The organism is Leucobacter fengyongliangi (assembly GCF_052386045.1).
In genome coordinates this window covers 2,077,140-2,101,629 of sequence record NZ_CM126356.1, presented here as the reverse complement: position 1 = coordinate 2,101,629, position 24,490 = coordinate 2,077,140, and the positions used below count along the sequence as shown (strand labels likewise).

At 61.9% G+C, this 24,490-nt stretch carries 34 protein-coding genes; 32 read left to right on the top strand and 2 right to left on the bottom strand.

The features are described 5' to 3' along the window. The first annotated feature begins 2 nt into the window (after window positions 1-2). Together ACTNFK_RS10060 and ACTNFK_RS10055 are read left to right on the top strand one after the other, a co-directional pair. Complete coding sequence (locus ACTNFK_RS10060) at window positions 3-635, top strand: spermidine/putrescine ABC transporter substrate-binding protein (RefSeq protein WP_435937451.1); 633 nt, start codon at window positions 3-5, stop codon at window positions 633-635. Window positions 636-1,048: 413 nt separating this feature from the next. After that, the gene (locus tag ACTNFK_RS10055; protein WP_435937452.1) at window positions 1,049-1,396 is read left to right on the top strand and encodes a hypothetical protein; all 348 of its coding nucleotides are present in this window, start codon (window positions 1,049-1,051) and stop codon (window positions 1,394-1,396) included. Here ACTNFK_RS10055 and ACTNFK_RS10050 read toward each other — a convergent pair. Next, the gene (locus tag ACTNFK_RS10050) at window positions 1,365-2,675 is read right to left on the bottom strand and encodes an ISL3 family transposase (RefSeq protein ID WP_435936741.1); all 1,311 of its coding nucleotides are present in this window, start codon (window positions 2,673-2,675) and stop codon (window positions 1,365-1,367) included. The genes ACTNFK_RS10055 and ACTNFK_RS10050 overlap by 32 nt on opposite strands. On the opposite strand from ACTNFK_RS10050, the gene ACTNFK_RS10045 reads away from it, so the two are divergent. The 5 genes from ACTNFK_RS10045 to tuf all read left to right on the top strand — a co-directional run bounded on the left by ACTNFK_RS10045 (window position 2,674) and on the right by tuf (window position 8,329). Next, window positions 2,674-3,321, top strand: coding sequence for an endonuclease domain-containing protein (locus ACTNFK_RS10045; protein ID WP_435936999.1), 648 nt, complete (start codon window positions 2,674-2,676; stop codon window positions 3,319-3,321). The genes ACTNFK_RS10050 and ACTNFK_RS10045 overlap by 2 nt on opposite strands. A 551-nt stretch (window positions 3,322-3,872) precedes the next feature. Further along, complete coding sequence (gene rpsL / locus ACTNFK_RS10040) at window positions 3,873-4,244, top strand: 30S ribosomal protein S12 (RefSeq protein ID WP_282726384.1); 372 nt, start codon at window positions 3,873-3,875, stop codon at window positions 4,242-4,244. Next, on the top strand, window positions 4,244-4,714 hold the full coding sequence (rpsG, locus tag ACTNFK_RS10035) for a 30S ribosomal protein S7 (RefSeq protein ID WP_433647801.1): 471 nt from the start codon (window positions 4,244-4,246) through the stop codon (window positions 4,712-4,714). Before rpsL ends, rpsG begins: the two co-directional genes overlap by 1 nt. Window positions 4,715-4,857: 143 nt before the next feature. Continuing rightward, entirely contained in the window at window positions 4,858-6,972 is a 2,115-nt protein-coding gene (gene fusA, locus ACTNFK_RS10030) for an elongation factor G (protein WP_433646950.1), read from the top strand. Window positions 6,973-7,135: 163 nt separating this feature from the next. After that, on the top strand, window positions 7,136-8,329 hold the full coding sequence (tuf, locus tag ACTNFK_RS10025; protein WP_433646795.1) for an elongation factor Tu: 1,194 nt from the start codon (window positions 7,136-7,138) through the stop codon (window positions 8,327-8,329). 67 nt (window positions 8,330-8,396) lie between these two features. Here tuf and ACTNFK_RS10020 read toward each other — a convergent pair whose 3' ends face one another. After that, window positions 8,397-8,612: an antitoxin gene (locus ACTNFK_RS10020; RefSeq protein ID WP_433646796.1), complete on the bottom strand. Its 216-nt coding sequence runs from the start codon at window positions 8,610-8,612 to the stop codon at window positions 8,397-8,399. A gap of 254 nt (window positions 8,613-8,866) precedes the next feature. On the opposite strand from ACTNFK_RS10020, the gene ACTNFK_RS10015 reads away from it, so the two are divergent. From ACTNFK_RS10015 to map, 25 genes are all read left to right on the top strand, one after another. Continuing rightward, a complete protein-coding gene (locus ACTNFK_RS10015) occupies window positions 8,867-10,666 on the top strand; it encodes a polysaccharide biosynthesis protein (RefSeq protein WP_433646797.1) in 1,800 nt (599 codons plus the stop codon). Then, window positions 10,663-11,694: an MraY family glycosyltransferase gene (locus ACTNFK_RS10010; protein ID WP_435936998.1), complete on the top strand. Its 1,032-nt coding sequence runs from the start codon at window positions 10,663-10,665 to the stop codon at window positions 11,692-11,694. The genes ACTNFK_RS10015 and ACTNFK_RS10010 overlap by 4 nt, the downstream gene beginning before the upstream one ends. A 355-nt stretch (window positions 11,695-12,049) precedes the next feature. Further along, complete coding sequence (gene rpsJ, locus ACTNFK_RS10005) at window positions 12,050-12,358, top strand: 30S ribosomal protein S10 (RefSeq protein WP_433646799.1); 309 nt, start codon at window positions 12,050-12,052, stop codon at window positions 12,356-12,358. A 14-nt stretch (window positions 12,359-12,372) separates the two neighbouring features. Beyond that, window positions 12,373-13,029, top strand: a complete 657-nt coding sequence (rplC, locus tag ACTNFK_RS10000; RefSeq protein ID WP_433646800.1) for a 50S ribosomal protein L3 — start codon at window positions 12,373-12,375, stop codon at window positions 13,027-13,029. A gap of 3 nt (window positions 13,030-13,032) precedes the next feature. After that, a complete protein-coding gene (rplD, locus tag ACTNFK_RS09995) occupies window positions 13,033-13,698 on the top strand; it encodes a 50S ribosomal protein L4 (RefSeq protein WP_433646801.1) in 666 nt (221 codons plus the stop codon). Beyond that, window positions 13,695-13,994: a 50S ribosomal protein L23 gene (gene rplW / locus ACTNFK_RS09990; RefSeq protein WP_433646802.1), complete on the top strand. Its 300-nt coding sequence runs from the start codon at window positions 13,695-13,697 to the stop codon at window positions 13,992-13,994. The genes rplD and rplW overlap by 4 nt, the downstream gene beginning before the upstream one ends. A gap of 23 nt (window positions 13,995-14,017) precedes the next feature. Continuing rightward, on the top strand, window positions 14,018-14,854 hold the full coding sequence (gene rplB, locus ACTNFK_RS09985; protein WP_433646803.1) for a 50S ribosomal protein L2: 837 nt from the start codon (window positions 14,018-14,020) through the stop codon (window positions 14,852-14,854). A gap of 24 nt (window positions 14,855-14,878) precedes the next feature. After that, the gene (gene rpsS, locus ACTNFK_RS09980; RefSeq protein WP_433646804.1) at window positions 14,879-15,160 is read left to right on the top strand and encodes a 30S ribosomal protein S19; all 282 of its coding nucleotides are present in this window, start codon (window positions 14,879-14,881) and stop codon (window positions 15,158-15,160) included. A gap of 26 nt (window positions 15,161-15,186) precedes the next feature. Further along, the gene (rplV, locus tag ACTNFK_RS09975) at window positions 15,187-15,570 is read left to right on the top strand and encodes a 50S ribosomal protein L22 (RefSeq protein WP_433646805.1); all 384 of its coding nucleotides are present in this window, start codon (window positions 15,187-15,189) and stop codon (window positions 15,568-15,570) included. Continuing rightward, window positions 15,570-16,328 (top strand): 30S ribosomal protein S3, encoded by a 759-nt coding sequence (gene rpsC / locus ACTNFK_RS09970; RefSeq protein ID WP_433646806.1) that lies wholly within the window; start codon window positions 15,570-15,572, stop codon window positions 16,326-16,328. The genes rplV and rpsC overlap by 1 nt, the downstream gene beginning before the upstream one ends. 2 nt (window positions 16,329-16,330) lie before the next feature. Next, the gene (gene rplP, locus ACTNFK_RS09965; protein WP_433646807.1) at window positions 16,331-16,750 is read left to right on the top strand and encodes a 50S ribosomal protein L16; all 420 of its coding nucleotides are present in this window, start codon (window positions 16,331-16,333) and stop codon (window positions 16,748-16,750) included. Beyond that, window positions 16,750-17,064 (top strand): 50S ribosomal protein L29, encoded by a 315-nt coding sequence (gene rpmC / locus ACTNFK_RS09960; protein WP_433646808.1) that lies wholly within the window; start codon window positions 16,750-16,752, stop codon window positions 17,062-17,064. Before rplP ends, rpmC begins: the two co-directional genes overlap by 1 nt. Beyond that, window positions 17,064-17,336: a 30S ribosomal protein S17 gene (gene rpsQ / locus ACTNFK_RS09955; protein WP_433646809.1), complete on the top strand. Its 273-nt coding sequence runs from the start codon at window positions 17,064-17,066 to the stop codon at window positions 17,334-17,336. The genes rpmC and rpsQ overlap by 1 nt, the downstream gene beginning before the upstream one ends. Window positions 17,337-17,366: 30 nt before the next feature. After that, window positions 17,367-17,735 (top strand): 50S ribosomal protein L14, encoded by a 369-nt coding sequence (gene rplN / locus ACTNFK_RS09950; RefSeq protein ID WP_433646810.1) that lies wholly within the window; start codon window positions 17,367-17,369, stop codon window positions 17,733-17,735. Window positions 17,736-17,739: 4 nt separating this feature from the next. Continuing rightward, complete coding sequence (gene rplX, locus ACTNFK_RS09945) at window positions 17,740-18,102, top strand: 50S ribosomal protein L24 (protein ID WP_433646811.1); 363 nt, start codon at window positions 17,740-17,742, stop codon at window positions 18,100-18,102. After that, window positions 18,102-18,695 (top strand): 50S ribosomal protein L5, encoded by a 594-nt coding sequence (gene rplE / locus ACTNFK_RS09940; protein WP_433646812.1) that lies wholly within the window; start codon window positions 18,102-18,104, stop codon window positions 18,693-18,695. Before rplX ends, rplE begins: the two co-directional genes overlap by 1 nt. Window positions 18,696-18,805: 110 nt before the next feature. Then, window positions 18,806-19,204: a 30S ribosomal protein S8 gene (gene rpsH, locus ACTNFK_RS09935; RefSeq protein ID WP_433646813.1), complete on the top strand. Its 399-nt coding sequence runs from the start codon at window positions 18,806-18,808 to the stop codon at window positions 19,202-19,204. 6 nt (window positions 19,205-19,210) lie between these two features. Further along, window positions 19,211-19,747 (top strand): 50S ribosomal protein L6, encoded by a 537-nt coding sequence (gene rplF / locus ACTNFK_RS09930; protein ID WP_433646814.1) that lies wholly within the window; start codon window positions 19,211-19,213, stop codon window positions 19,745-19,747. 3 nt (window positions 19,748-19,750) lie between these two features. Next, on the top strand, window positions 19,751-20,125 hold the full coding sequence (gene rplR / locus ACTNFK_RS09925) for a 50S ribosomal protein L18 (protein ID WP_433646815.1): 375 nt from the start codon (window positions 19,751-19,753) through the stop codon (window positions 20,123-20,125). After that, on the top strand, window positions 20,122-20,844 hold the full coding sequence (gene rpsE / locus ACTNFK_RS09920; protein ID WP_433646816.1) for a 30S ribosomal protein S5: 723 nt from the start codon (window positions 20,122-20,124) through the stop codon (window positions 20,842-20,844). Before rplR ends, rpsE begins: the two co-directional genes overlap by 4 nt. Beyond that, the gene (gene rpmD / locus ACTNFK_RS09915; RefSeq protein WP_433646817.1) at window positions 20,844-21,032 is read left to right on the top strand and encodes a 50S ribosomal protein L30; all 189 of its coding nucleotides are present in this window, start codon (window positions 20,844-20,846) and stop codon (window positions 21,030-21,032) included. Before rpsE ends, rpmD begins: the two co-directional genes overlap by 1 nt. Then, a complete protein-coding gene (rplO, locus tag ACTNFK_RS09910; protein WP_433646818.1) occupies window positions 21,029-21,493 on the top strand; it encodes a 50S ribosomal protein L15 in 465 nt (154 codons plus the stop codon). The genes rpmD and rplO overlap by 4 nt, the downstream gene beginning before the upstream one ends. A 159-nt stretch (window positions 21,494-21,652) precedes the next feature. Further along, a complete protein-coding gene (gene secY / locus ACTNFK_RS09905; protein WP_433646819.1) occupies window positions 21,653-22,975 on the top strand; it encodes a preprotein translocase subunit SecY in 1,323 nt (440 codons plus the stop codon). After that, a complete protein-coding gene (locus ACTNFK_RS09900) occupies window positions 22,975-23,568 on the top strand; it encodes an adenylate kinase (protein WP_433646820.1) in 594 nt (197 codons plus the stop codon). Before secY ends, ACTNFK_RS09900 begins: the two co-directional genes overlap by 1 nt. A 59-nt stretch (window positions 23,569-23,627) precedes the next feature. Continuing rightward, the gene (gene map / locus ACTNFK_RS09895; RefSeq protein ID WP_445117218.1) at window positions 23,628-24,410 is read left to right on the top strand and encodes a type I methionyl aminopeptidase; all 783 of its coding nucleotides are present in this window, start codon (window positions 23,628-23,630) and stop codon (window positions 24,408-24,410) included. The last annotated feature ends 80 nt before the right edge of the window (window positions 24,411-24,490 follow it).

The following is a 24,490-nucleotide window of genomic DNA, read 5'->3' as shown; positions in this document are numbered from 1 at the left end:
AGGTGTCGGACGTTATCGAGGATCGCGTCGACGCAGCCGTAGACGCCTGGCTGCGTTGGCTGCCCAGCTGGAAGCCGGGTACCCATCGGGGGCGGGTGCGCATGTGTCGGCGATGCACCGGATCACCAGTTCTGGCCGCGGCGGGCATCGCGGGCGACGTCCCGCACCAGGTCGCGCACGCGCTGACGAGCCGCATGCAGCGCATTGTGGATCGCGCAGTGGATGAGTTCACCGAGCGCCAACTGCCTGGCCTGCACGCCGAACTCACCGGCGACGCCCTCTGGGATGCGGGAGGTTTCAACCCCAGCGAGGGGCTTCCGCCAGAATTTGACGGGCTCGATCTTGACCCAGAGCCGGAAGACGGCCAACCTTTCCTCTTCACGCTCGCCGGCCTCGCCGAACAGGCGAAGCCCGAGCCCGTGTTGCCCAGGCCACCCCTCACTCCGGAAGAGAAGCGCAGGCTGCGCACCGAGATTGAGTTGGCGGATCAGTGCGCCCACGATGCCGGTCAACGGGTGTGTTTCGCCCTTGCGGCGCACCGTCCGCGGGTACAGGCAGCGATTGAGCGCTTCGTGGAGCCGCAGATCCAGGCCATGCTGGAGGAACTCTCGCGCCACCTCGAGCCGCCCCAGTAGTAGCTCTTCCCTGCGGCGGCGTGGATCCGCCATCGTGAGTGGGACAGACCCCTGCACATGTACAACCGGCGATTTGACCCCCGATCGGTGTATTCTGCTCCAGTCTGCAGGGTGGGACTTATTCTGCAGGTTCTAGGTTTACACCTGCGAGCTTGCGTGCCCGCGTAACTGAACCACTGAGTCGGTTCGGCTCGAGACGGCTTGGCTCTTCTGTCGATAGGGCGCGAGATGTGTATTGAACCTGTAGATAGGTAGGTCAGTTGCGGGCGCCGGAAATCCGAAATCTTGACCATCGAATCTCCCACAACTTACTATCGGCGCGAATTCGCGCTCCCAGGCAGAACTCGCGACAGGTTATCCACAGATGCTCTGGATGCCCGAATCGTGACATCCGCGCGCCGCAGACTGGGCAAATGAGTATTGAACTGGATCTCCAGCGTCTCGGCGGAGTCGCCACGACCCGAGCGCTTGGGGAATTGGGCCACACTGCAGCGAGGCTGCGCAACGCGGCGGCGGCAGGTATCGTCACGAGGCCTCGACGGGGCTGGGTGGCGATACCAGGAATCGATCCAGCACTCATGTTCGCCGTCGCCCACGGGGTTGTCCTGACGTGCGTGACTCAGGCGAAGCGAATGGGGCTGTGGGTCATCGAGGATTCAGATCTGCATGTCGCGATTCCGGGGCGAGGTGATCATCCTGAGTTGAAGCAAGGCGTTGCGCATTGGTGGCTCATCGCATTTGTGAGTGTAGATACGGTCTGAACCCGCCAGCCTCAAGGAGCGACCGGGCGATGTAGTTCGTGAGGTTCCTAAACCCCAGCGCGGACCCGCGGAGGTGCTCGAGCCTGCCGTTGATCGCTTCGGTTGGTCCGTTCGATGTCCTCGGGTGATCGAAATACGCGAGGATGTCCACCCTTCGCCGGTCGAGCGTGTACGCGAGTTTCCGGAGCTCGGTGAACCTGGCCGGCGTGGTCTGTTTCACCGTGTCGATGATTTCCCGTAACCGCTTCCGGCCGAGACCTGCGAGCTTCTCCCGGTACGCGGCGACGACTTGCTGGTACACGCGCCATGCCCGCCACACATCCCCATGACGGGGGTCAGCGAACACCGCATCAAGCCTCGCTTGCTGCTTTACGGTGAGGAACGCCTCCCCGGTTCTGAGGACCCGCCGCACCCCGTAGAGCGGGTCTTTCGCGCGGCCCCGATGCCCAAGGGTTTCCTGTTGCACCCGCTGCCTGGTGCGGTCGAGCATGTCACCGGCGAGCTGGACAACATGGAACGGGTCCATCACCTCGACGGCATCAGGGAGGTGCTCTTTCGATGCGGTCTTGAACCCGGTGAACCCGTCCATCGCGACGACCTCGATCCCGTCACGCCAAGCTTGTGTGCGCTCACTCAGCCAGCGACTGAACACCTGCTTCGAGCGACCCGGCACCATGTCGAGGAGCCTGGCCGGGCCGCGTTTCTCACGTACCGGGGTGAGATCGATGAGCACGGTGACGTATTTGTCTCCGTAGCGGGTGTGCCGCCACACATGCTCATCAACACCGATCACCGTGACCCTGTCAAACCGGGCCGGGTCGCTGATCAGCGCCCGGTGACCCTCGGCCAGGATCGCGGTGTTCGCGGTGTGCCAAGACACCCCGAGATTCGCGGCCGTGCGCGACACGGTGAGGTGATCGATCACGACCGCTTCGAGCGCGAAGCGCAGCCCTGCCCGGGTGATTTTCGCCCGTTCCGGCGCGACCATGCTGGTGTCTTCACGCCATACCTTCCGGCACCAATCACACCGGTATCGGCGCACCCGGATCTGGAGCGTCGTGGCACGATGCCCGAACGGGGTATGCGCCAAGGTCCGCGTCACGGTATCGCGCAGCACGCCCTCAGCGCCACACCGCCGACACCACGGGTCGGGCTCGATGACGCGGCAGTCCAGCACGACCCTGCCGGGCTCGAATCTTTGCCCGACCGCGGTCAGGCCGAGCTCATCAAGTCGGCAGAAAGTCGTGAGATCGGCAGGTTGGAAGGTAGCGTGGTGCATGTCGAGGTCTTTCGGATGGGGAGCGTCAGAACTTCCATCATCGGGAGACCTCGACCCATCTCCACGGCACCACACCGCGGAGCACTTCTACACTCTTAAATGCGAAGAGCCGCATTGGTCCAGACCGTTGGTTCCGAGAAATCCCTCGGCGCTCATTGACCCGATAGAAAATGTGCTCGGATATGTGGCAGCCTGTCAGCCCTATGAATCGGCCCTAACGATATGGGACTCTGCGCGGAGGAAGGGACTGATCGACGTCGAACGTCTCGAGATGTTGCCCTTGCGTCCGGCGGCTCGCAAGCTTTTGTCCGAGTCCACCCCGTACGCAGATTCAGGTCTTGAGACCATCTTTCGTACGCGATTGAGGTGGCTCAAAGTTGAGCTTCGAACCCAGATTTGGTTGTGTGGTCATCGGGTCGACTTCCTTCTCGGGAGCCGGCTCGTGGTTCAGATCGACGGCGGGACCCATGTCGGGGCTCAGCGAGACATCGATAACCGACATGATGCCGAGTTGCGCCTTCGCGGCTATCACGTGCTTCGGTTCAGCTACGTGCAGATAATGAATGAGTGGCCGCGGGTCCAAGAGATCATACAGGCGGCGATTGCGCTGGGCTTGCACCGTGAGCCGCGCAGTCGCGCGAGATGATCTCGCGGGCTTGCCTAGCGCGCGAGACCCTTGCCAGCCGGGCCCGTGCTCGCGACCTGAGGAATGTTCGCCGGCAGTGTCGCCTGGGTGACTTCCGCGTCACGGTTGTGGCCAGTACCTGCAGTTTCACTGATTTTTGGAGGATCTCGACCAAAGTTGCAGGTTGAAGGTCAAACTGCAGCAGAAACGTCTCTGAGTCGGCGAGCCTGTTGGCGGCGGATCTGCCATCGAGTGGGGGGATGGGCGAGTGGGCGAGGGGCCCTGTCTGGGAGTGTGGTGAAGGCGGCCCGATCCACGAGGAAAGCATTGCGGAATTCAGGGAACGACGCGTATAGTTGGTAGCTGGTGTGTTCCACCGTTTTTTGCTGTGCGTGCGCAGGAGAGGTCGGGGGAGTCGCCTTCTGGGTTAACTCGTCGGAAACGAACGATACCCCCACGGCATACCTGCACCGGTCGCGCAAGCGGCAGCAGGTTAGCGAGCACGTGAGTGCCCGCGCATGCTTGTTCATGTAAGCAGTCCTGTCACCGTGCAGGAGCAACTAGGAGAATCAGTGCCTACTATTCAGCAGCTGGTTCGCAAGGGCCGGTCGCCAAAGGTCACCAAGACCAAGGCGCCCGCACTCAAGGCGAACCCACAGCAGCGCGGTGTGTGTACCCGTGTGTACACCACCACACCCAAGAAGCCCAACTCGGCGATGCGTAAGGTCGCTCGTGTGAAGCTCTCGAACGGTACCGAGGTCACGGCCTACATCCCCGGTGAGGGCCACAACCTGCAGGAGCACTCGATGGTGCTCGTGCGCGGCGGTCGTGTGAAAGATCTCCCCGGTGTTCGTTACAAGATCGTGCGCGGCGCACTTGACACGCAGGCGGTCAAGGATCGTCAGCAGGCTCGTAGCCGCTACGGTGCAAAGAAGGTGAAGTAATGCCTCGTAAAGGTCCTGCTCCGAAGCGTCCCGTCGTTGCCGATCCGGTATACGGCGCACCCATCGTCAGCCAGCTGGTAAACAAGATTCTTCTCGACGGCAAGAAGGGCCTCGCAGAGCGCATCGTCTACGGTGCACTCGAGGTCGTTGCTGAGAAGAGCGGCCAGGATGCCGTGACCGTTCTCAAGAAGGCGCTCGATAACGTCCGCCCCACGCTTGAGGTACGTTCGCGTCGTGTTGGCGGCAGCACCTACCAGGTGCCCGTTGAGGTCAAGCCGCACCGTGCGAACACACTCGCACTGCGCTGGTTGACCAGCTACGCCAAGGCTCGTCGTGAGAACACCATGACCGAGCGTCTCACCAACGAAATTCTCGATGCATCCAACGGCCTCGGTGCCGCGGTGAAGCGTCGTGAAGACACTCACAAAATGGCCGAGTCGAACCGGGCATTCGCGCACTACCGCTGGTAAGACGCGCACTACCGTTGGTATTTCACCGGTAGCCAGGCGGCTGTGGTGGTGGATCACGCAAGCGATTCACCACCCGGCCAGCTGCCGCGCCAGCGGCCGCGATCCACAATCTTCACATTCACCCCCACGCGGAGGAGACACCTGTGGCACAAGACGTGCTCACCGACCTGAGTAAGGTCCGCAACATCGGCATCATGGCCCACATTGATGCTGGCAAGACCACCACCACCGAGCGCATCCTGTTCTACACGGGTGTCAACCACAAGCTGGGCGAGACCCACGATGGCGCCTCGACCACCGACTGGATGGAGCAGGAGAAGGAACGCGGCATCACGATCACCAGCGCCGCGGTGACCTGCTTCTGGAACAAGAACCAGATCAACATCATTGACACCCCCGGCCACGTTGACTTCACCGTTGAGGTGGAGCGCTCGCTTCGCGTGCTCGATGGTGCCGTTGCGGTGTTCGACGGCAAGGAGGGCGTGGAGCCCCAGTCGGAGACCGTCTGGCGTCAGGCCGACAAGTACGGTGTGCCCCGCATCTGCTTCGTCAACAAGATGGACAAGATGGGCGCCGACTTCTACTTCACGGTCGACACCATCATCAACCGACTCGGTGCACGGCCGCTCGTGATGCAGCTGCCCATCGGTTCGGAGTCGGAGTTCACCGGCGTCGTTGACCTGCTCACGATGAAGGCCTTCGTCTGGGAGGGCGACTCTAAGGGTGATGTCACCCTGGGTGCGAACTACGAAACCCAGGAAATCCCGGCCGACCTGCAGGAAAAGGCCGAGGAATACCGCGCCAAGCTCGTCGAGACCGTCGCCGAGACCGACGACGCGATGCTTGAAAAGTACTTCGGTGGAGAAGAGCTGTCGATCGACGAACTGAAGGCGGGCATCCGCAAGATGGTCGTCAACAGCGAGATCTACCCGGTCTTCTGCGGCTCCGCCTTCAAGAACCGCGGCATCCAGCCGATGCTCGACGCCGTGGTGGATTACCTCCCGAACCCGCTCGATGTGGGTGCGATCGAGGCACACGATCCCCGCGACGAGTCGATCGTCATCGAACGCCGCCCCTCGTCAGAGGAGCCGTTCTCTGCGCTTGCGTTCAAGGTCGCAGTGCACCCCTTCTTTGGTCGTCTGACCTACGTGCGCGTGTACTCCGGTTACGCGGAGTCGGGTGCCCAGGTCGTCAACACGACCAAGGGTAAGAAGGAGCGCATCGGCAAGATCTTCCAGATGCACGCCAACAAGGAGATCCCGGTCGAGAGCGTTACCGCAGGCAACATCTACGCGGTGATTGGTCTGAAGGACACGACCACGGGTGACACCCTGTCGGATCCCAACAACCAGGTCGTTCTCGAATCGATGACCTTCCCCGAGCCCGTGATCGAGGTGGCAATCGAGCCGAAGACCAAGGGTGACCAGGAAAAGCTGTCGCTCGCGATCCAGAAGCTTGCCGAAGAGGATCCCACCTTCCGTGTCAGCCTGAACCCCGAGACCGGCCAGACCGTGATCGCCGGTATGGGCGAGCTTCACCTCGACATCTTGGTCGATCGCATGAAGCGCGAGTTCAAGGTTGAGGCCAACGTGGGCAAGCCCCAGGTCGCCTACCGCGAGACCATCCGCAAGACGGTCGAGAAGCACGACTACACCCACAAGAAGCAGACCGGTGGATCCGGCCAGTTCGCGAAGGTGCAGATCGCCATCGAGCCGCTCGCGGCAGATGCCGAAAAGGTCTACGAGTTCGAGGACAAGGTGACCGGTGGTCGCATTCCTCGCGAGTACATCCCGTCGGTCAACGCAGGCATCCAAGACGCGATGCAGTACGGCATTCTTGCCGGCTTCCCCGTCGTGGGTGTCAAGGCGAGCCTGCTCGACGGCCAGTACCACGATGTCGACTCTTCGGAGATGGCGTTCAAGATCGCTGGCTCAATGGCATTCAAGGAGGCTGCCCGTAAGGCTGGCCCGGTTATCCTTGAGCCGATGATGGCCGTCGAGGTTCGTACTCCTGAGGAGTACATGGGCGACGTGATCGGCGACTTGAACTCCCGTCGTGGGCAGATTCAGGCGATGGAGGATGCAAGTGGCGTGAAGGTCATTCGCGCGCTTGTGCCGCTGTCTGAAATGTTCGGGTACATCGGTGACTTGCGGTCGAAGACCAGCGGTCGTGCGGTGTTCTCGATGACCTTCGACTCCTATGCTGAGGTGCCGAAGGCTGTGGCCGAAGAAATCGTTCAGAAGGCTCAGGGCGCGTAACAGTGCCCCCGTGCTCGGGGGGAGAGCCCATGGGCTTCGCCCCCCGAGCAGTTCAGGTCGCAACATGCGGCGTGAGCAAGTAACATAGAAACACACCCCCCGTGCTCGAACTCTCCGAAACCGTCGGAGGGAGAGGGTACTTTACGTCCTGAGGAGGACCACAGTGGCGAAGGCCAAGTTCGAGCGGAACAAGCCGCACGTAAATATCGGTACGATCGGTCACGTCGACCACGGTAAGACCACTCTTACCGCGGCGATCTCGAAGACCCTTGCCGACAAGTACCCGTCAGCCACTAACGTGCAGCGCGACTTCGATACGATCGACTCGGCTCCGGAAGAGCGCCAGCGCGGCATCACCATCAACATCTCGCACGTTGAGTACGAGACCCCGAAGCGTCACTACGCTCACGTTGATGCACCTGGCCACGCTGACTACATCAAGAACATGATCACCGGTGCTGCGCAGATGGATGGCGCGATCCTCGTGGTTGCCGCAACCGACGGCATGATGGCTCAGACCAAGGAGCACATCCTCCTCGCGAAGCAGGTTGGCGTTCCTTACCTCATGGTGGCACTGAACAAGTGCGACCAGGTTGACGATGAGGAAATCCTCGAGCTCGTCGAGATGGAGGTCCGCGAGGAACTCTCCAAGCAGGGCTACCCGGGAGACGACGTTCCCGTGGTGCGCGTTTCGGGCTATCAGGCTCTCCAGGGCGAAGAGAAGTGGGTCAACGCAATCGTTGAGCTCATGGACGCCGTTGACGAGTCGATCCCGGATCCCGTACGCGACAAGGACAAGCCGTTCCTGATGCCCGTTGAGGATGTCTTCACGATCACCGGTCGTGGCACCGTGGTGACGGGTCGCGCCGAGCGTGGCACGCTGAAGATCAACTCCGAGGTCGAGATCGTGGGTCTGCGTCCGACGCAGAAGACCACCGTCACCGGCATCGAGATGTTCCACAAGCAGCTCGACGAGGCATGGGCCGGCGAGAACTGTGGTCTGCTGCTTCGCGGCACCAAGCGCGAAGACGTTGAGCGTGGCCAGGTTGTCGTGCAGCCCGGTTCGATCACCCCGCACACCAAGTTCGAGGGCACCGCCTACATCCTCAAGAAGGAAGAGGGCGGCCGTCACAACCCGTTCGAGACGAACTATCGTCCCCAGTTCTACTTCCGTACGACTGACGTGACCGGTGTCATCACCCTTCCCGAAGACAAGCCGATGGTTATGCCCGGCGACACCACCGACATGGTGGTTCAGCTGATCCAGCCCATCGCTATGGAAGAGGGCCTCGGCTTCGCGATCCGTGAGGGTGGCCGCACCGTCGGCGCCGGCACGGTGACCAAGGTTCTCGAGTAGTCACTCGCTGAGTACAGGAACGGCCCCCGAGGATTCTCGGGGGCCGTTCCTGCGTGTAGGCAAATGGTTATTCATTCCCGATCTTGCCGTCGAGGTTCGCGCGCACATCTTCGATTTTTTCTGCGTGCTTCCCGCCGGTGATCTTGTTTGCGAGATCAGCGGCACCTCCGAGCAGCTTGTCGCTGATGCCCTCGGCCTGCTCGCTCTGCAGGGCGTCGTTGATCTTCGCAGAATTCTCCTTCGCGAAGTCGCTGGCCTTCTTTCCGAGATCCTCGATTGCCATGGTGTGTCCTCTCGCCTCTCCGCTCAGATGCGGACTTGCCACGGAGCGTGTGCACCGATGCTTCATTATTGCAATTGCGTCCGCACTTTGACAGGGCAGGTTGTGCTGCACCCTGCACCCTGCACCCCGCACACGTCGCCCAGATCCCGCACTGCTCGGGCACGCGGCCGACATGCGGCATTGGCGGCGCTCGCGCCGGTATCCTGTCAGTGACTGTCCCTCTGGCGAGTCAACCCTCATTTTCTGGAGATTTGGTGCCTCAACGACCCAGTGCTCGCATTTCGCACTTCGCCCGCCTGTACGGGCTGATCTTTGTGTGCGACGCCGCGGCGTGGGCCATTGGCATCCTGGCGGCGCTCGTGTTGAGATTCGACTTCAACGTCATGCGGATCCACTGGGGGTGGACGTTCGCGCTGATTGGAGTGACCGTTGCGCTCCAACTGGCATGGGGTTGGTTGTCTTGGCTGTATCGGAGCAGATACGAGATAGGCAGCTTTGATGAGGTACGGGCCCTCGTCTTCGATGTCATCGGTGTGATGGTGCTTGCCTGGGGATTCGCCTACTTGGTCGGCTATGGTAACGGGATCCCGCGCAGCACCATGATCATTGCCGCTCCGATCGCGTTTTCGATGATGGGGGTCGTGCGTTACCTGATGCGGCTCTCCGCGGAGCAGCGCATGAAGCCGGGCGTGGGCGCGGAACGCGTGATCCTGTACGGTGCCGGCTACCTCGGACATCAGACCGCGAAACGGCTCCTGACAGACCCCGTGGCCTCTTCTCTGCCTGTGGGCTTCCTCGACGAGGATCCGCTCAAACGAAACCTGGAGGTGCGCGGGGTTCGCGTGCTTGGCGGTCTTCGCGACCTCGAGCGTGCGGCGATGGAGACTCGTGCAACCGCGCTCATCGTCTGCATCGGAGATGCAGACGCCATGCTGATGCGCCAGATCGATGAGGCCGCCGACAAGATCGGTCTCAAGGTCATGGTGCTGCCGCCCCTTGAACAGCTGCTCAATAATAAGTCGTCGATCGCCGAGGTGCGTGAATTGTCGATCGAAGATCTGATCGGTCGCCACCCCGTGCGACTTGAAACGGAATCGATCGCACAGTATCTGCAGGATCGCACGGTGCTCGTCACCGGCGCTGGAGGATCGATCGGTTCGGAACTGTGCCGGCAACTCGCGAGGTTCGCTCCGAAGGAGCTGATCCTGCTCGATAGAGACGAAACGTCACTGCAGGCAACGCAGCTCGCCATCAGCGGACACGGTCTCCTTGACACCCGAGATGTTGTGCTCGCAGACATCCGTGATTCGGAGATGCTGATGCGCATCTTCGCCGAGCGGCAACCCGAGGTCGTCTTCCATGCGGCGGCGCTCAAGCATCTCCCCATGCTCGAGCAGTACCCGGACGAGGCTTGGAAGACGAATGTGCTGGGCACGCTCAATGTTCTCCGTGCGGCACAGTCGGTCGGTGTCACCACGTTTGTGAACATTTCCACCGACAAGGCGGCGAACCCAACGAGCGTGCTGGGCCATTCCAAGCGTGTCGCCGAGAAGCTCACGGCGTGGATGGCGGAATCGACTGGCCAGCGCTACCTATCGGTGCGATTCGGCAATGTGATCGGCAGTCGCGGCTCGATGCTTCCCACCTTCCGGGCACTCATCGACGCTGGTGGGCCGCTGACGGTCACACACCCCGATGTCACTCGGTTCTTCATGACGATTCCCGAAGCCTGTCAGCTCGTGATTCAGGCCGGCGGCATCGGTCGTCCCGGGGAGGTGCTGATCCTCGACATGGGTGAGCCGGTGCGCATCCTTGACGTGGCCAACCGTATGATCGCGCAATCGGGTAAACCGATCGAGATTGTCTTCACTGGCTTGCGTCACGGTGAGAAGATGCACGAGGAGCTCACCGGAACGGGAGAGGGCAACGAGCGGCCCTTCCACCCTAAGATCTCCCATGCAGTCGTGAGTTCGATGAGTCCTGAAGTGCTCGATCACGCTGGTTGGGTCGCCCGACTCAATCTCACAGACGAAGCGGGGGAGCGGGTTCAGTGATCCCACTGATCGCAGGCCTGGTGACGTTGGGGCTCAGCCTCGCTTTGCCATTCGTTATCAAGCCGTTTCTCATGAAACTCGGTGTCATGGACGTGCCGACCGAGCGATCTTCGCACGAGCGCCCAATTCTTCGCGGCCTGGGGCTCGCGGTGCTGCTTGCGATGCTCATAGGTGGCCTCGTCGCTCTCGGCTGGTTCCTCGCCGCCGACGCATCGAGGTGGTCGCTCCTGGCCGTGGTGGTGGCGACATCGCTGGCTGCCGGACTGCTTGGTTTTGCTGAAGATCTTCAGGGGCTCAGCGTGGCGGTGCGCAGCTTGCTTCTCCTCGCGATCGCTGGGTTGGCCATGGGTGCGCTGGTGTGGGTGGGCAGCACATTCCCCGAGTACTGGATTGCGGGCACCCCAATCTGGGTGCGCGCCCTCCTCGTTCTATACGGCGTGCTCTTCATCTCCAGCTTCATCAACGTCGCGAACTTCATGGATGGACTCAACGGGATTAGCGGCCTTCACGGTGCAGTCGCCGGGGCAACCTTCGCGTCGGCGGGCCTGATTTCCGAACAGGGATGGCTCGTTGCGGCTGGCCTCGTGCTCGCCGCTGGGTTCCTCGGGTTTCTCCCGTGGAACCTCACACCGCCCGGTGCCTTTCTCGGTGATGTCGGGAGTTACCTGCTTGGTGGCGCGATCGCGGTCACGAGCTTTGCTGCCCTCATGTCGGGCGTTCCAATTCTCGCGACCATCGGGCCCATGATTATCTACTTCGGCGACGTTGGGGTGACCCTCGCGAAGCGTATGCGGGCCGGCTACAGATGGGATGAGCCGCACAAGGAGCACGTCTACCAGCGCATTCAGCAGCTGGGCTACAGCCATGTGACGGCATCGGGCATGACCGCCGGATTTACCGCATTAGCCTCACTGCTTGGTCTCGCCTCGTTTTTCGTGCCGCCCATCTGGTGGATCGGCCTCCTCCTTGCCGGCCTCGCTGTCCTCGCGGTGTACCTCAGACTCCCGAGGCTCCTCCCCGCCAGATGATCGCGACAGCGATGCCGTTGGCATCGCGACACGCCCGGGTTGCACAACACCAGAATCCGTGCCAGAATGTACAGGTTCAGTACTTTCCGCGATGCGGGAATCACTGCCCTGCTGTGCATAGTCGTGGGACGCAATGCGATCCACTCTTTGACTAGGCCGCGGGTAGCGAACGCCACGCTCACCAGACTCGTGAGACCGGGCTTTGCCGGGTCTGTACTGCTGCGTGATCGTTTGACAGGTGAACAGCGAATGCGCATTCCTCCGCGGATGCCAGGGCACTGATAGCAAGACGTCCAATGCTGGGCGTGCTCGAGAGAGCGCGAACGGTAAGACGCACACAGAAAGAGAGAGTCACATGGCGGGACAGAAGATCCGCATCCGACTGAAGTCGTATGACCACGAAGTCATCGACAACTCGGCACGCAAAATTGTCGACACGGTCACCCGTGCTGGTGCCACAGTTATTGGCCCAGTGCCCCTTCCCACGGAGAAGAATGTGATCGCTGTGATCCGTTCGCCTCACAAGTACAAAGACAGCCGGGAGCACTTCGAGAAGCGCACCCACAAGCGTCTGATCGACATCATCGATCCCACCCCCAAGGCCGTTGACTCACTCATGCGTCTCGACCTGCCTGCCGATGTCAACATCGAGATCAAGCTGTAGGGGGGGGGCCGGAAATGTCGAACGTAAATCGTAACGTCAAAGGCCTGCTGGGCATGAAGCTCGGTATGACCCAGGTGTGGGATGAGAACGGCAAGGTCGTTCCCGTCACCGTCATCGAGGTGTCCCCCAACGTGGTCACGCAGATTCGTACCCCCGAGGTCGACGGCTACAGCGCCGTGCAGATCGCCGCGGGTCAGATTGATCCCCGCAAGGTGAACCAGCCGAGTGCAGGTCACTTCGCGAAGGCTGGCGTCACACCCCGCCGCCACCTCACCGAGGTGCGCACGGCTGATGCCGCGGAGTACGCGCTGGGCCAGGAGCTCACGCTCGACGCCACCTTCGAAGCCGGTCAGAAGATCGACGTCGTCGGTACCTCGAAGGGCAAGGGCTTCGCTGGTGTCATGAAGCGTCACAACTTCAAGGGTGTCAGCGCCTCGCACGGTGCGCACCGTAACCACCGTAAGCCTGGCTCAATCGGTGGCGCTGCCACGCCGGGTCGCGTATTCAAGGGTCACCGTATGGCTGGCCGCATGGGCACCGATCGCGTGACCGTGCAGAACCTCACCGTCCAGGCAATCGACGCCGAGAAGGGCCTGCTGCTCGTCAAGGGTGCTGTTCCCGGTGGTCGTGGCCGTCTCGTATTCGTCCGCAACGCTGTAAAGGGGGCGTAGTACATGGCTACCGCAACCACGCTTGAGGTCATCGACGTACAGGGCAAGAAGGCTGGGTCGGTTGACCTGCCCGAAACTCTGTTTGCCGTCGAGACCAATGTCCCGCTCATCCACCAGGTCGTCACGGCTCAGCTCGCTGCTGCACGTCAGGGCACCCACAAGACCAAGAACCGCGGCGAAGTCAGCGGATCTGGTGTGAAGCCGTTCAAGCAGAAGGGCACCGGCCGCGCTCGTCAGGGTTCGGTTCGTGCTCCTGAGCACCGTGGCGGCGGAATCGTGCACGGCCCGGTGCCGCGCGATTACTCGCAGCGCACCCCGAAGAAGATGATTGCTGCCGCGCTTCGCGGTTTGCTGTCCGATCGCGCTCGCGGCGGACGCCTGCACATCATCGACACCTTCGGGATCGACGACAAGCCCAGCACGAAGGCTGCACGCGATGTGCTTGCCGCAGTCGCTCCGGGTCGCCGCGTTCTGGTGGTGCTCAACCGCGATGACGAGCTCAGCACGCTGAGCCTGCGCAACATCCCGAACGTGCACATCCTGCCGTGGGATCAGCTCAACGCGTACGACGTGGTCGTCAGTGATGACCTCGTCTTCACCAAGGGCGCTTTCGATGCCTTCGTGGCAGATCGCACCGCCAAAGACACCGCGAAGGGGGCCGCGAAGTGAGCCTGAACAAGTCGCCGCACGACGTCATCATTCGTCCGATTGTCTCTGAGAAGAGCTACGGGATGATCGATGCGAACGGTCAGTACACCTTCGAGGTCCAGCCCACTGCAAGCAAGACCGAGATCAAACTCGCAATTGAGCAGGTATTCAACGTGAAGGTTGACAAGATCAACACGCTGAACCGCAAGGGCAAGACCCGTCGCACCAAGTTCGGCGCTGGCAAGCGCAAGGACACCAAGCGTGCCATCGTCACCCTGAAGTCGGGCACCATCGACATCTTCACGGCTGCGCTGTAGCTCGGAAGCGAAGAGGAATAATCATGGCAATTCGTAAGTACAAGCCGACGACTCCGGGTCGTCGCGGATCAAGCGTCGCTGACTTCGCTGAGATCACGCGTTCGACCCCCGAGAAGTCCCTCCTGCGTCCGCTGTCAAAGACCGGTGGCCGTAACAACCAAGGCCGTATCACGACCCGGCACATTGGTGGTGGCCACAAGCGCCAGTACCGCGTGATCGACTTCCGTCGTCACGATAAAGACGGCGTGAACGCGAAGGTCGCTCACATTGAGTACGACCCCAACCGCACCGCGCGTATCGCGCTCCTGCACTACATCGACGGCACGAAGCGTTACATCATCGCGCCGAACAAGTTGAAGCAGGGCGACATTGTCGAGGCTGGGGCTGGTGCCGACATCAAGCCGGGCAACAACCTTCCGTTGAAGAACATCCCGACCGGTACCGTGATCCACGCGATCGAGTTGAAGCCCGGTGGCGGCGCGAAGCTCGCTCGTTCGGCTGGTGCCTCGGTGCGACTCGTCGCAAAGGATGGCCCCTACGCCCAGTTGCGTCTCCCCTCGGGCGAGATCCGCAACGTTGACGTGCGCTGCCGCGCAACCGTCGGCGAGGTTGGCAACGCTGAGCAGTCAAATATCAACTGGGGTAAGGCTGGCCGTATGCGCTGGAAGGGCGTTCGCCCGACCGTGCGTGGCGTCGTCATGAACCCGGTGGATCACCCGCACGGTGGTGGCGAAGGCCGCACCTCAGGTGGTCGTCACCCGGTTAGCCCGTGGGGCCAGAAAGAAGGCCGCACGCGCAAAGCCAACAAGGAAAGCGACAAGCTCATCGTTCGTCGCCGCAACGCTGGCAAGAAGCGTTAGCCGGCAGGTAGGAAAGAGTAGAAGATGCCTCGTAGTCTCAAGAAGGGCCCCTTCGTCGATAACCACCTGCTGAGCAAGGTGGTTACTCAGAACGAAGCCGGTACCAAACATGTAATCAAGACCTGGTCACGCCGTTCGATGATCATCCCAGCCATGCTGGGACACACCATCGCGGTGCACGACGGTCGTAAGCACATCCCGGTGTTCGTCACCGAAACCATGGTGGGTCACAAGTTGGGCGAATTTGCACCGACTCGTACCTTCCGCGGTCACGTGAAGGACGACAAGAAGGGCCGTCGCCGCTAGCGCGGTGACGTGAAGGAGGAAGAGAAATGGTGGAGTCGATCGCACGTGTGCGTCAAATCCGCGTTACCCCCCAGAAGGCCCGTCGTGTCGTTGACCTGATCCGTGGCAAGAACGCTCAGGAGGCCCTGGCCATCCTGAAGTTCGCCCCGCAGGCAGCATCGGAGCCCGTGTTCAAGCTGGTGGCAGCCGCCATCGCGAACGCACGAGTTAAGGCCGACAATGAGAACTTGCGCCTGAACGAAGACGAACTCGTCATCGCTCGCGCGTTCGTTGACGAGGGTGCAACGCTCAAGCGTTTCCGCCCCCGCGCTCAGGGTCGTGCATTCCGCATCAATAAGCGCACGAGCCACATCACCGTCATCTTGCAGACGGCTGATGAACTCGCCGCCGCGAAGAAGGGAGCCAAATAATGGGCCAGAAGATTCATCCCTACGGCTTCCGCCTCGGGATCACTACCGATCACGTGTCGCGGTGGTTCTCGGATTCAACGAAGCCGGGACAGCGTTACGCGGATTACCTCGCTGAGGACATCCACATCCGTCAGTACCTGACCAAGACCCTTGACCGTGCTGGCGTGAGCCGTGTGGAGATCGAGCGCACCCGTGACCGCGTGCGCGTTGACATCCACTCGGCACGCCCCGGCATCGTGATCGGCCGTCGTGGCGCCGAGGCTGAGCGGATTCGCGCAGATCTCGAAAAGCTCACTGGCAAGCAGATTCAGCTGAACATCCTCGAGGTGAAGAACCCCGAAGCCGACGCTCAGTTGGTTGCGCAGGGTGTTGCTGAGCAGCTCGCCGCACGTGTGGCGTTCCGTCGCGCGATGCGCAAGGGCCTGCAAGGCGCACAGCGCGCTGGTGCCAAGGGTGTGCGGATCCAGGTCTCCGGCCGTCTCGGCGGCGCCGAGATGAGCCGTTCGGAGTTCTACCGCGAAGGTCGTGTGCCGCTGCACACGCTACGCGCAAACATCGACTACGGCTTCTACGAGGCCAAGACCACCTTCGGCCGCATTGGTGTGAAGGTCTGGATCTACAAGGGTGACCTCACCAACAAGGAACTCGCTCGTGAGCAGGCGGCCCAGAAGCCGTCGCGCGATCGCGGCGACCGCCGCCGTGCCCCCCGTGGGGCACAGGCCGAGGCTGCGCCTGCCGCAGCAGGAGCGGAGAAGTAAGCATGCTGATTCCTCGTCGAGTCAAGTACCGCAAGCAGCATCACCCCGGCCGTAGCGGTCAGTCCAAAGGCGGAAACCAGGTCACCTTCGGTGAATTCGGTATCCAGGCGCTGACCCCCGCGTACGTGACGAACCGTCAGATCGAGTCCGCTCGTATCGCGATGACCCGTCACATCAAGCGTGGCGGCAAGGTATGGATCAACATCTACCCCGATCGCCCTCTCACCAAGAAGCCTGCGGAAACCCGCATGGGTTCCGGTAAGGGTTCGCCCGAGTGGTGGGTGGCCAACGTAAAGCCGGGCCGCGTCCTCTTCGAGGTCGCCGGTGTCGATGAGCAGCTTGCACGTGAGGCGCTCACCCGAGCCATTCACAAGCTGCCCCTCAAGGCCCGCATTATCAAGCGTGAGGAGGGCGACGCGTAATGTCTATTGGAAGCAAAGAGTTGGCAATTACCGAGCTCGATACTTTTGAAGACGAGCGACTGGCTGAAGAGCTGAAAAAGGCCAAGGCCGAGCTCTTCAACCTGCGCTTCCAGTCGGCCACCGGCCAGCTGGAAAGCCACGGGCGCGTGCGTCAGGTGAAGCGCGACATCGCTCGTATCTACACCGTATTGCGCGAGCGTGAGCTGGGCATTCGCCCGACCCCCGCTGCTGCTCCTGAGCCCGTAAAGGCCAAGAAGAGCACGAAGAAGACCGAGCAGGCGGACGCCGCCGCTGAGACGAAGGAGGCCGAGTAATGGCTGAGGTCGAGACTGTACAGCGCGGCTACCGCAAGGCTCGTCGCGGATACGTTGTCAGCGACAAGATGGATAAGACCATCGTCGTTGAGGTGGAAGATCGTGTGAAGCACCCGCTTTACGGCAAGGTCCTGCGCCGCACCTCGAAGGTGAAAGTCCATGACGAGCAGAACACCGCCGGCATCGGCGATCTCGTGCTCATCCACGAGACCCGCCCGCTGAGCGCCACCAAGCGCTGGCGCCTGGTCGAGATCCTCGAAAAGGCGAAGTAAGCCCCCGGCTTACGGAAGAAGGAGTAACAAGTGATTCAGCAGGAATCGCGACTCAAGGTAGCGGATAACACCGGCGCCAAGGAGTTGCTCACGATTCGTGTGCTCGGGGGTTCGAGGCGCCGCTACGCGGGTCTCGGTGACACCATCGTCGCGACCGTAAAGGACGCGATCCCCGGGGGCAACGTGAAGAAGGGCGAGGTCGTTAAGGCGGTCATCGTTCGTACCCGCAAGTCCACCCGCCGTGCTGATGGTTCGTACATCAGCTTCGACGAGAACGCGGCCGTCCTTTTGAAGGCGGACGGGGAGCCTCGCGGCACCCGTATCTTCGGGCCGGTTGGCCGCGAGCTTCGCGACAAGAAGTTCATGAAGATCGTTTCGCTCGCACCGGAGGTGATCTAGCACTATGGGTAGCAAGATCAAGAAGGGTGACCTCGTTGAGGTCATCTCGGGCCCCACGCAAGAGCGCGGTGGCTACAAGGGTAAGCAGGGCCGCGTCATTGCGGTGCTGACCGAGAGCGATCGCGTCGTCGTCGAAGGTGTCAATTACGTCACCAAGCACGTGCGTCAGGGTCAGTCGTCCCGCGGTACGAAGGAAGGCGGGATCGAGACTCACGAGGCTCCGATCCACGTCTCCAACGTCGCGGTCGTCGACCCCGAGACCAAGAAGCCGACTCGCGTTGGCTTCCGCGTCGAAGAGGTGGAGCGCAACGGTAAGAAGAAGACCGTGCGCGTTCGCTACGCCAAGAAGTCTGGGAAGGACCTCTAATGACTGAGACTGCTGCGTCCGCTGGCACTGTGTCAGCGGCGAAAGCCTTGCCGAGCCTGAAGCAGAAGTACCGCGCGGAAATCGTGCCGGCACTTCGCGAGGAGTTCGGTTTCGCCAACGTGCACCAGGTTCCCGGCGTCGTCAAGGTCGTCGTGAACACCGGTGTCGGCGAGGCCGCCCGCGACAGCAAGGTGATCGAGGGCGCAATCGCCGACCTCGTGAAGATCACCGGCCAGAAGCCCATGGTCACCAAGGCCCGCAAGTCCATCGCGCAGTTCAAGCTGCGTGAGGGCCAGGCCATTGGTGCACACGTCACTCTTCGTGGTGACCGTGCATGGGAATTCCTCGATCGCCTCATCTCCCTCGCCCTGCCCCGTATCCGCGATTTCCGCGGCTTGTCGGCCAAGCAGTTCGATGGAAACGGTAACTACACCTTCGGCATCACCGAGCAGAGTGTGTTCCACGAGATCGATCAGGATAAGATCGACCGGGTGCGTGGCTTCGACATCACCGTCGTAACCACCGCCAAGACCGACGACGAGGGTCGGGCGCTGCTGAAGGCGCTCGGTTTCCCGTTCAAGGAAGACAACTAAATAGACCAAGTGGAGAGGCGCCCCGTTCGCGGGGCGCCTGATCCACGTATCACCTAGGTCTGCAGTCGCGTAACGGCTGGAGAAACCAGGCGAAAAAGAAAGAGTCACTTATGACGATGACCGATCCGGTCGCAGATATGCTGACCCGGTTGCGCAACGCTAATTCCGCGCACCATGATGACGTTTCGCTCCCAGGCTCAAAGCTGAAGGAGCGGATCGCAGAGATCCTCAAGCGTGAGGGCTACATCGCAGACTGGAAGGTGGAAGACGCGCGCGTCGGAACCACCATCACCATGTCGCTGAAGTACGGCCCCAACCGCGAGCGTTCGATCGTAGGCATTAAGCGGGTTTCTAAGCCCGGCCTTCGTGTGTACGCAGGTTCGACCGAGATCCCGAGCGTACTCGGTGGCCTTGGTATTGCGATCCTTTCCACCTCCTCCGGGCTCTTGACCGACCGCGAGGCCGAGCAGAAGGGCGTAGGCGGAGAAGTTCTCGCCTACGTGTGGTAATCCGTCATGTCACGTATCGGTAAGCTTCCCATCGCCGTTCCCGGCGGTGTCACTGTCTCGATCGATGGCCAGCAGGTCACGGTCAAGGGTTCAAAGGGTGAGCTCGCGCTCGTCGTTTCCGAGCCCATTCGCGTAGCTCTCGAGGATGGCCAGGTGCTCGTCACCCGTCCGAACGATGAGCGCGACTCCCGAGCGCTGCACGGTTTGACCCGTACGCTCATCAACAACAACATCATCGGCGTGACCGAGGGCTACGTTAAGCAGCTTGAGGTTGTCGGCACCGGTTACCGCGTGCAGCAGAAGGGCACCGGCCTGGAGCTGGCGCTCGGCTTCTCGCACCCTGTACTCGTTGACGCTCCCGAGGGCATCTCGCTCGAGGTCGAAGGCAGCACTAAGATCACCGTTCGCGGGATCGATAAGCAGGCTGTCGGCGAGGCCGCAGCCAACATTCGCAAGCTGAAGAAGCCGGAACCCTACAAGGGCAAGGGCATTCGTTACGCCGGCGAGGTTGTCCGTCGCAAGGCTGGAAAGGCTGGTAAGTAACCCATGGCCGCTTCAATTTCACGGGCTAAGGGTCGTTCGGCAGCGCGTATTCGCCGCCACGTCCGCCTCCGCAAGAAGATCGTCGGCACCGAGGCGCGTCCGCGTCTCGTGGTCAACCGCTCCTCGCGTCACGTATTCGTTCAGGTCATCGACGATTCGAAGGGTTTCACCCTCGCATCGGCATCGACCATGGAAGCCGATTTGCGCTCTTTCGAGGGCGACAAGACGGCAAAGGCTCGCCGCGTTGGCGAGTTGGTAGCCGAGCGCGCAAAGAGCGCCGGAATCGACGCTGTGGTCTTCGACCGCGGCGGTAGCAAGTACGCCGGCCGCGTAGCCGCGATTGCCGACGGCGCACGCGAAGGGGGGCTGACCCTGTGAGCGAAGTAACGAAGGAGCAGGAAGTGAACGCAGAGGCCCAGGCCGAGACCCCGGCCGCTGAGGCACAGGGCGCCGCGGCTCCGGCTCAGGATCACCGCAGCGAGCCCCGCGAGGCTCGCCGTGGAAGCCGCGACCGCGGCACCCGCAACGAGCGTGGTGGACGCGACCGCAACGAGAGCCAGTTCCTCGAGCGCGTCGTCACCATCAACCGCGTCTCGAAGGTCGTCAAGGGCGGCCGCCGCTTCAGCTTCACCGCGCTCGTCGTGGTCGGAGATGGCAACGGCACCGTGGGTGTTGGCTACGGCAAGGCGAAGGAAGTTCCCCTCGCAATTGCCAAGGGCGTTGAGGAAGCGAAGAAGAACTTCTTCCGCGTCCCCCGCGTTGGCAGCACCATCCCGCACCCCGTGCAGGGTGAGGCCGCAGCAGGCGTTGTTCTGCTTCGTCCCGCAGCCGCCGGTACCGGTGTTATCGCAGGTGGCCCCGTTCGGGCCGTACTCGAGTGCGCAGGCATCCACGACGTGCTCAGCAAGTCGCTGGGTTCGTCGAACACCCTGAACATCGTGCACGCGACCGTTGCGGCGCTGCAGCAGCTGGAGGAGCCCCGCTCCGTCGCAGCTCGCCGTGGCCTCGACTTCGATCGTGTCGCTCCGGCTCGCCTCGTGCGCGCTGAGGCGAAGGCGATGGCCGATGCCGCTGCTCAGGCGAAGGCGGGTGCGTAATGGCTAAGGCACTGAAGATTACGCAGACCAAGTCCGTTATCAGTGAGAAGCAGAACCAGCGCGACACACTTCGCAGCTTGGGTCTCAAGCGAATCGGCGATTCCGTCGTACGCGAAGACACCCGTGCGAACCGCGGGTACGTCCGCGCTGTTGCTCACCTGGTTCAGGTTGAGGAGATCGACGCATGAGCGAGAAGAACGAGGAAGGCCGTTCGCAGGTACTGAAGGCTCATCACCTTCGTCCTGCGCCCGGTTCCAAGAAGGCTAAGACCCGCGTGGGTCGCGGCGAAGGCTCCAAGGGCAAGACCGCTGGTCGAGGCACCAAGGGCCAGAAGGCGCGCTACCAGGTCAAGGCTGGGTTCGAGGGTGGGCAGATGCCCCTGCACATGCGCACCCCGAAGCTGCGCGGGTTTAAGAACCCGTTCCGCACCGAGTACCAGGTTGTCAATGTTGCGAAGCTGGCCGAGCTCTACCCCGAGGGCGGCGTCGTTACCGTTGCTGACCTCGTGGAAAAGGGCGCGGTTCGCAGGAACCAGCCCGTGAAGGTGCTGGGCAACGGCGACCTTCAGGTGAAGCTCACCGTGCAGGTCGACAAGGTCTCCGGCTCAGCTGAGCAGAAGATCGTTGCCGCCGGCGGCGAAATCAAGTAGTTAGACCCGAATATTTTCGGGTGGGGGCCGGGTGAAGCCGCAAGTTGCGGGCGTCACCCGGCCCCTTTCGCGTACCGGGTACATTCTCTGCGTGTAGGCTGATGTCTTGGTCTATGTCCCCCGGGCGAGACCCATCACAAACTCTTCAGGAGGCAGGCTTTGTTCAGCGCCATCGGCCGGATTTTCAGAACGCCCGATCTTCGGCGGAAGATTCTCTTCACGCTCGGTATCGTGGCACTATTCCGGCTCGGCTCGTTCGTACCCGCGCCGTTCGTCAACTTCGACAATGTGCAGGCGTGTCTCGTGGCCAACCAGGGCACCTCAGGGCTGTACGAGATGATCAACATGTTCAGCGGGGGCGCGCTCCTGCAGCTGTCGATCTTTGCGCTCGGAATCATGCCGTACATCACGGCCTCGATCATCACGCAGCTGCTGCGCGTCGTAATTCCTCACTTCGAGACCCTCCACAAGGAGGGTCAGGCTGGCCAGGCCAAGCTGACGCAGTACACGCGCTACCTCACCATCGCGCTTGCCGTGCTGCAGGCCACCACGCTGATCACGGTTGCGCGCTCCGGCATGCTGTTTGGCGCGAACGCAGCCAGTGCAGCTTGTCAGAACCTGGTATCTCAGGAATGGTGGGCGATCATCATCATGATCCTTACGCTCACTGCAGGCACCGGCCTCATCATGTGGTTCGGCGAGCTAATCACCGAGCGCGGCATTGGCAACGGCATGTCGCTCTTGATCTTCACCTCGATCGCGGCCCTCTTCCCCAACGCGCTGTGGACGATTCAGACCACCCAGGGTTGGGAAGTCTTCCTGTTTGTGCTCGCAGTGGGCATGGTCGTGATCGCCGCGGTTGTGTACGTCGAGCAATCACAGCGACGGATCCCAGTGCAGTACGCAAAGCGGGTCGTCGGTCGCCGCACGTATGGGGGCAGTAGCACCTACATCCCCATCAAGGTCAACATGGCAGGCGTGATCCCGGTGATCTTCGCCTCGGCCATCCTCTACCTTCCGATGCTCATCGCGCAGTTCAACCAGCCCGGCATCGGCGAGGAGCCGAAGGTGTGGGTCGTATGGATCTCGAACAATCTGATGCAGGGTGATCAGCCGCTGTACATGCTCGTGTTCTTCTTGTTGGTCATCGGGTTCACGTTCTTCTACGTGCAGATCACCTTTAATCCAGAAGAGGTCGCCGACAACATGAAGAAGTACGGTGGCTTCATCCCGGGCATCCGTGCGGGGCGTCCGACGGCCGAGTACTTGAACTACGTGCTCACTCGCATCACCAGCGCGGGTTCGCTCTATCTCGGGCTGATCGCGCTCATTCCGCTTATCGCACTGTCGTTCTTCGGTGCGAACCAGAACTTCCCGTTCGGTGGAGCCTCGATCCTGATTATCGTGGGCGTCGGCCTCGAGACGGTGAAGCAAATCGACGCGCAGCTGCAGCAGCGCCACTACGAAGGGCTACTCAAGTAATGACTGAAACCCCCCAGGCACGGCTCCTCATCATCGGTGCCCCCGGCGCCGGTAAAGGCACTCAGGCCGCTCGCATCGCCGAGCGCTACCAGGTGCCTGCGATCTCCACCGGTGACATCTTCCGCGCGAACATCAAGGCGGGCACACAGCTCGGCACGAAGGTGCAGTCGATCATCGAGAAGGGCCAGTTGGTTCCCGACGAGCTCACCAACGAGATCGTGGCCGATCGCCTCCAGCGCGACGACGTCGACAATGGGTTTCTGCTTGACGGCTACCCGCGCACGGTCGATCAGGTGCACGCGCTCGACGCGGTGCTCGAGGGCGAGGCGCGGCGTCTCGACGCAGTGATCCTGCTGGAGGCTGACACTGACGCCGTCGTCGCGCGACTTCTGAAGCGCTCCGAGCTCGAAGGGCGCATCGACGACACCGAAGAGGTCATTCGTCATCGTCAAGAGGTATATGCCGAGCAGACTGCTCCGCTCATTGAGCTTTTCCGCGCTCGCGGTATCCTCGTCGTCGTCGATGGCCTGGGTGAGGTCGACGAAGTGGCGGATCGCATCGCCGTCGCGCTCGATGCGAAGCTGGGCGAATAGTCGTGAGTCGGGGTTTGCTGCGCCGGTCGATCTACAAGTCACCGGCGCAGTTGCGTTTGATGGTGGATCCGGGCGCCGCCACGGGGGCAGCCCTCGCCGCGATGGCCGCCGCCGTGCGGCCGGGCATCACCACGCTCGAGCTCGATGCGATCGCGGAGGACGCGATCCGCTCGCTCGGAGCTGAGCCGAACTTCATGCTGGAGCCAGGGTATCGTCACACGATTTGTGCGAACGTGAACGAGCACGTTGTGCACGCGATCCCCACCGATCGGCAGTTGGTTGCCGGAGACATCGTTGCGCTCGATGTCGGCGCGATTGTCGGCGGGTGGAATGGCGATGCTGCGATCACTGTCGCGCTGCCTGACCCGTCCCGCCCGGAGCGCACGGAGCTGATTCAGAAGCTTGATCACGTGACCGAGCAGGCCATGTGGCGGGGCATTGCCCGGCTCGCCACCGCCACGCACCTGAACGAGGTCGGCGAGGCAGTCTCGGAGTATGTGCGGGCGAACAGCGACTTTGGGGTGCTGGAAGATTACATCGGGCACGGAATCGGGCGAAAGATGCACGAAGATCCGCCGGTCTTCAACGTGCCTGTGTCACGCCGGGGGCCCGAGGTGAAGCCCGGGCTGGTCGTCGCGATCGAACCGATCATCTCGGCGGGCGGCATCGAGACGATCGTGCAAGACGACGACTGGACTGTCACGATGGCTGATGGTTCACTCAGCGCGCAGTGGGAGCACTCGGTCGCCGTGCACGCAGGCGGCATCTGGGTGCTCACCGCGCCCGATGGCGGCGCAGCGGGTCTCGCACCGCTTGGCATTACGCCGGTCCCGATTCCCTAGGGACCGATCTGGTTCGGGCATGGGAGGATACATTCCATGCAGCACAGGGTGTCGGGGGGCGGCGCGTGGCCGAGACGCGC

Excerpts from the sequence above, each read along its gene's own strand:
- ACTNFK_RS10055 (WP_435937452.1), top strand. The coding sequence starts at position 1,049 with ATGAGTATTGAACTGGATCTCCAGCGTCTCGGCGGAGTCGCCACGACC.
- ACTNFK_RS10045 (WP_435936999.1), top strand. The coding sequence starts at position 2,674 with ATGTCGAGGTCTTTCGGATGGGGAGCGTCAGAACTTCCATCATCGGGA.
- ACTNFK_RS10050 (WP_435936741.1), bottom strand. The coding sequence starts at position 2,675 with ATGCACCACGCTACCTTCCAACCTGCCGATCTCACGACTTTCTGCCGA.
- rpsG (WP_433647801.1), top strand. The coding sequence starts at position 4,244 with ATGCCTCGTAAAGGTCCTGCTCCGAAGCGTCCCGTCGTTGCCGATCCG.
- ACTNFK_RS10020 (WP_433646796.1), bottom strand. The coding sequence starts at position 8,612 with ATGGCAATCGAGGATCTCGGAAAGAAGGCCAGCGACTTCGCGAAGGAG.
- rpsJ (WP_433646799.1), top strand. The coding sequence starts at position 12,050 with ATGGCGGGACAGAAGATCCGCATCCGACTGAAGTCGTATGACCACGAA.
- rplC (WP_433646800.1), top strand. The coding sequence starts at position 12,373 with ATGTCGAACGTAAATCGTAACGTCAAAGGCCTGCTGGGCATGAAGCTC.
- rplD (WP_433646801.1), top strand. The coding sequence starts at position 13,033 with ATGGCTACCGCAACCACGCTTGAGGTCATCGACGTACAGGGCAAGAAG.
- rplB (WP_433646803.1), top strand. The coding sequence starts at position 14,018 with ATGGCAATTCGTAAGTACAAGCCGACGACTCCGGGTCGTCGCGGATCA.
- rpsS (WP_433646804.1), top strand. The coding sequence starts at position 14,879 with ATGCCTCGTAGTCTCAAGAAGGGCCCCTTCGTCGATAACCACCTGCTG.
- rplV (WP_433646805.1), top strand. The coding sequence starts at position 15,187 with ATGGTGGAGTCGATCGCACGTGTGCGTCAAATCCGCGTTACCCCCCAG.
- rpsC (WP_433646806.1), top strand. The coding sequence starts at position 15,570 with ATGGGCCAGAAGATTCATCCCTACGGCTTCCGCCTCGGGATCACTACC.
- rplP (WP_433646807.1), top strand. The coding sequence starts at position 16,331 with ATGCTGATTCCTCGTCGAGTCAAGTACCGCAAGCAGCATCACCCCGGC.
- rpmC (WP_433646808.1), top strand. The coding sequence starts at position 16,750 with ATGTCTATTGGAAGCAAAGAGTTGGCAATTACCGAGCTCGATACTTTT.
- rpsQ (WP_433646809.1), top strand. The coding sequence starts at position 17,064 with ATGGCTGAGGTCGAGACTGTACAGCGCGGCTACCGCAAGGCTCGTCGC.
- rplX (WP_433646811.1), top strand. The coding sequence starts at position 17,740 with ATGGGTAGCAAGATCAAGAAGGGTGACCTCGTTGAGGTCATCTCGGGC.
- rplE (WP_433646812.1), top strand. The coding sequence starts at position 18,102 with ATGACTGAGACTGCTGCGTCCGCTGGCACTGTGTCAGCGGCGAAAGCC.
- rpsH (WP_433646813.1), top strand. The coding sequence starts at position 18,806 with ATGACGATGACCGATCCGGTCGCAGATATGCTGACCCGGTTGCGCAAC.
- rplF (WP_433646814.1), top strand. The coding sequence starts at position 19,211 with ATGTCACGTATCGGTAAGCTTCCCATCGCCGTTCCCGGCGGTGTCACT.
- rplR (WP_433646815.1), top strand. The coding sequence starts at position 19,751 with ATGGCCGCTTCAATTTCACGGGCTAAGGGTCGTTCGGCAGCGCGTATT.
- rpmD (WP_433646817.1), top strand. The coding sequence starts at position 20,844 with ATGGCTAAGGCACTGAAGATTACGCAGACCAAGTCCGTTATCAGTGAG.
- rplO (WP_433646818.1), top strand. The coding sequence starts at position 21,029 with ATGAGCGAGAAGAACGAGGAAGGCCGTTCGCAGGTACTGAAGGCTCAT.
- ACTNFK_RS09900 (WP_433646820.1), top strand. The coding sequence starts at position 22,975 with ATGACTGAAACCCCCCAGGCACGGCTCCTCATCATCGGTGCCCCCGGC.
- map (WP_445117218.1), top strand. The coding sequence starts at position 23,628 with ATGGTGGATCCGGGCGCCGCCACGGGGGCAGCCCTCGCCGCGATGGCC.